The following is a 4,067-nucleotide window of genomic DNA, read 5'->3' as shown; positions in this document are numbered from 1 at the left end:
AGCCAAGGCGCAGAGACGATCAACTGTCGGCTTGCGGGCCGCTTCCAGCGGGGTTCTGTTGCCAAGCGCAGGAACAGGCGTGTCGCCCATGCCATCGCCGATGAGAAGAATATGTTTCATGATGTCTGATGGAAAGATTGCTGATGCAGGAGCACTAAGCGTTCGTCGATGCAAAATTGTCGGGCGATGCCTCTGCTATAGGCATGGCATCTGGTCTATTCTTTCTTGGGTTATTCGGCGGCAAGGCGTTGCAGGCCCCTGCATCCATGACTGAAGCCCGCATCATACAGCCTTGATGCCGCAGCCGCCTCATCCGACAACGCCTGCCCGACCAATATCATCGCTGTCTTGCAGATGGCGGATGCTTTCACCTTCTCAGCAATGTCTGCCAAGGTGCCCCGGACTATGCGCTGCTCCGGCCAGGAGGCTTTCTCCACCACCGCTGCCGACGTGTTTTCTGGATAACCGCCTGCTGTGAGTTCGGCAACGACCTTTTCGATCATTCCCACAGAGAGAAAAATGCACATCGAGGCTTTAATAGCGGCTAAGTTGCGCAAGGCTTCCTGCTCCGGCACCGGCGTTCTGCCGCCGATGCGGGTGAAAATCACCGTCTGCGTAATCTCCGGCACAGTCAGCTCCGCTTTGAGCGCGGCGGCGGCGGCAAAAGCCGAGCTGACTCCCGGAACCACCTCATAGCCAATGCCTTCGCGGTCAAGCCGCTGCATTTGCTCGCGGATGGCCCCGTACAAGGCCGGATCGCCGGTATGCAGACGCACCGCCTTTTTCCCAGCCCGCTGCGCCGCAATCAGCACGGCCAGCACCTCGTCCAGCGTCATTCCGGCAGAATCATGAATTTCCGCCGACACGCCCACCAGCAAGGCCGGATTGACCAAGCTGCCCGCATAGACAATCACATCCGCCTCATCCAAAAGACGGCGGCCTTTGAGGGTGAGCAGTTCCGGGTCGCCTGGCCCGGCTCCAAGGAAAATCACAGGATGCGTCATGATGCTCTGCTGATCAGTTGTTTTTTCCGCACCAGCATGGTGGAGAAGTAGTGCAGCTCGCGGCCCGCCGCAGCGCGGATGTCGTAGTGAATGCGCTGCTCGTCCATGCTGCCGCGCTCAACAATCACCGCCTTGTCAATCAGACTCAGTTCATCAAGCAAAGGGAGGAGGCGCGGGAGCTGGCGGAAGATTTTCATCAGCACCACCGCGTCCGACTGCATGAGAATGTCGCGCAGCCGTGCGTCGTCAAAGGCCGCTGGCACTACGGTCAGCACGTCGTCGCCCAGACCAAGCGGACTGACGACCTGCGCCGAGCAGGCGGACATGGCCGTGATGCCCGGCACCACTGTCACCGGCAGATCGGGCCGCAGCTCGCGCAGGGTGTGGAGCAGATAAAAGCCGGTGGAGTAAAGGCCGGGGTCGCCGAGCGTGGGAAAGGCCACGTCGCGGCCTTGATCAAGCTGGGCAAGGACGGTCTCCGCCGCCTGCCGCCAGCTCTGCGCTGCTTCCTGATCCGGCTCGCAGCCAAGGCGGATTTTCTTCATTGAGAAGCACAGCTCCAAGACAGTCTTGCCTTCAGGGCTGACCATCGCCGCCGCGATCTGCAAGGCGCTGCTGCTGTTCTCCCGCGCCTTGGGCGCGGCCCAGACGCTGGTTTGCGTCAGTATCCGCACAGCCTTGCAGGTCATCAGCTCCGGGTCTCCTGGGCCGATGCCGACCAAGTAGAGGCGGCCTGTCTGAGGTGGTGTCATTCCAAGTCATTTCTCCTGCAAATCATCATCTGAATAATATTCAGCTTTTTTCTCGGCAAAGTATGGTTGAATCATCCCGGTTCACAGTTAACTTGCCTTGAATCACGCTTCAGTCGTCCTGAATCACGCTTCATCTGACATGATTGAAGCGTGACTCGGCTTGGTTTACGCTTCAATCGTCGTGAATCACGCTTCAGTCAGCATGGTTCACGAGTGAATCGGCTTGATTGAAGCGTGAACCAGCCCATATTAAGCGTGAGTCGTGTCAAATGAAGCGTGAACTGTCCTGATTGAAGTGTGAACCAAGGCGGTTGAAGCGGCCTTTTGGGTTCACGCAGCCTGCTTCGTCCTGCGCCCTCATTTCCCCTTCAGCAAAAACTGATACATCGCAGGCAGCCAAGGCGCGGATGACCTGCCGTTCCATTCGCATATGTAAGGCAAAGTGGCATCTTTGCCGCCGCCAGGGCCGCCGTTGTCATTCCACGTCCCGTTCGGCCAGAGCTGAAGGAAATCCTCGCCGCCATCACACTCATTCGGCTCGCCGCTGTTCCAGTTCGTCCAATTGCACGGCTCGCCGGTGATCCATCTCCATGTTCCGTCCTGAACCTCGTCTGTTGCGCCGAGCCACGCATTTGCGCCTTTGGAGGTGACGTATTTCTGCTCCTCCGGGCTGGTGACAGTGGCCAGATATCCGCCCAACGCGGCGCAGGCGGCCTTGGCTTCGCTCCAAGTCAGCGGCGAACTGAACCGCTGGTAGGAATGGCCGTTGGCCGGGTTCACCGTTTTGGCTGTGTCGGACATCGCTTCATACGCCCCGATGTCGGGCAGGATGCCGATTGGCCGCGCGAAGCCGTCAAAATCGAGCGGCGCGGAGTTTTCCGCAGAGCCTTTGTTGATTGCAGGGCTGTCCTGCGTCAGATGGAAGTCTGAATCGGCGTTCAGGCCGGGAGCTGCAAGCAAAGGGTCTTGAACGATGTTCCCGCCTGCGTCTGTGGCGTTGTCGTCTGTGTCAGTGCCGCCACCGTAAATCAGGTTGCTGCCGTAAACGGTTTTAGGGGTTGGAACCTCGTTGGGAAACGGGTATTCATATTTGAGCCATAGAGCAGCCTTGTGCTGCGCTGTTGCGATGTTGTTGAACACCCGCGTATCAAAGCCGTGAAGGGCTATTTCCCCAAGTGCTCCGCAGTGCTCCCTCAACGGCTGGCTTTGCAGATTGCTATACACCGTGTTGTGCAGCACATCGACATGAGCTGCGTCGGATAGAATTCCCCGTCCACCATTGCCGTAGATCAGGTTGTTCATGATTAACGTCCGATGAGGATAAAGTTTATCTTTATATGCCTTCATCCATTCAGGAGAATCCTCGTAGACCTGCCTGCTCCCAAAATCATCAAGGATAATCCCATTGCCGTCAGTAGGCCAGTCCACTGCGGTCGGGACGCAAGTGTTGATCTCGGCCTCATTTAGATAAATTCGATTGTTGGCTATGACTATTCTATAGTCAGTTCCATTCACTCTGGTTGCCCCAAAATCAATGTCGCTGCCATGTGGCTGATAGAAACCTATTCCGCTTGAATTCTGACAAGAATGCCGTGCGTTATTCCATACAATGTTATTTTCTATGGTTATATAATCTACCCATGCGCTGCCTATACCAGAGTTAGGGCAGTCATGCACATTGCAGTTACGCACAATACTGTGGTGTCCTTCTGTAACATAAATACCGCTTCCACTTCCATAGTCTCCATGAGGATAATCTTCAGGAGACACTTCGAATCCGTCAACAATAATATAAGAACCTACGATATGGATTCCACCTTTAGCAGGTTCGCCTTGACGGACTTTGAAACGAATATGTGGGTGATGGCCGGGATAAGCCTTGAATGTAGTCCAATATGGTTTACCATCCTTCCTTGCTGTCTCACCATCCTGACCGAAGTATGCCACTTGATATTTGTCGCCGTAAACATCCTCTGGATCAGGACAAACGCCGTCTTTCACCAGCACAGTGTCGCCAGGCTGTGCCTTGAAGCCCGCCCAATAAAGCGTTTTCCACGGAGTTGCCTCTTTGGTCGCATCCTGATTGTCAGCATCTTTTGCCGTCGGGTCATCGCAGTCAACATAATACGTCGCTGCCTGCGCGGAAGCAGCAAACACGGCCAGCATTGCCGCAAGCAATGCTTTCAACAATCTGCTTCCCTTCATGGTTTCATCTCCTGAAAAATTCTGTCGCGTATTTTTCGGATTTCCTCTTCCAGCAGCCCGGTTATCTCTTGCACCTCAGCAATGGACATGTTCTTCCGCAGCAATC

3 protein-coding genes are annotated in these 4,067 nt (G+C 55.5%); all 3 read right to left on the bottom strand.

What is annotated here, in order from left to right; all coding sequences use genetic code 11:
• Positions 1–230: 230 nt before the first annotated feature.
• Positions 231–1,004 carry a precorrin-4 C(11)-methyltransferase gene (gene cobM, locus ACNKID_RS10695; protein ID WP_417913422.1) on the bottom strand — a complete coding sequence of 258 codons (774 nt, stop codon included), beginning with the start codon at positions 1,002–1,004 and terminating at the stop codon, positions 231–233.
• Positions 1,001–1,756: a precorrin-2 C(20)-methyltransferase gene (gene cobI / locus ACNKID_RS10690; RefSeq protein ID WP_417913421.1), complete on the bottom strand. Its 756-nt coding sequence runs from the start codon at positions 1,754–1,756 to the stop codon at positions 1,001–1,003. The genes cobM and cobI overlap by 4 nt, the downstream gene beginning before the upstream one ends.
• A 357-nt stretch (positions 1,757–2,113) precedes the next feature.
• The gene (locus ACNKID_RS10685) at positions 2,114–3,961 is read right to left on the bottom strand and encodes a lectin-like protein (protein WP_417913420.1); all 1,848 of its coding nucleotides are present in this window, start codon (positions 3,959–3,961) and stop codon (positions 2,114–2,116) included.
• Positions 3,962–4,067: the final 106 nt, after the last annotated feature.

The sequence above is a fragment of the Candidatus Electronema sp. TJ genome (assembly GCF_048287355.1).
Lineage (GTDB): Bacteria > Desulfobacterota > Desulfobulbia > Desulfobulbales > Desulfobulbaceae > Electronema.
The sequence above is the reverse complement of the archived record's forward strand: the minus strand, read 5'-3'. Positions and strand labels throughout refer to the sequence as shown.

Coding starts and splice junctions, on each gene's coding strand:
- cobM (WP_417913422.1), bottom strand. CDS start 1,004: ATGACGCATCCTGTGATTTTCCTTGGAGCCGGGCCAGGCGACCCGGAA.
- cobI (WP_417913421.1), bottom strand. CDS start 1,756: ATGACACCACCTCAGACAGGCCGCCTCTACTTGGTCGGCATCGGCCCA.
- ACNKID_RS10685 (WP_417913420.1), bottom strand. CDS start 3,961: ATGAAGGGAAGCAGATTGTTGAAAGCATTGCTTGCGGCAATGCTGGCC.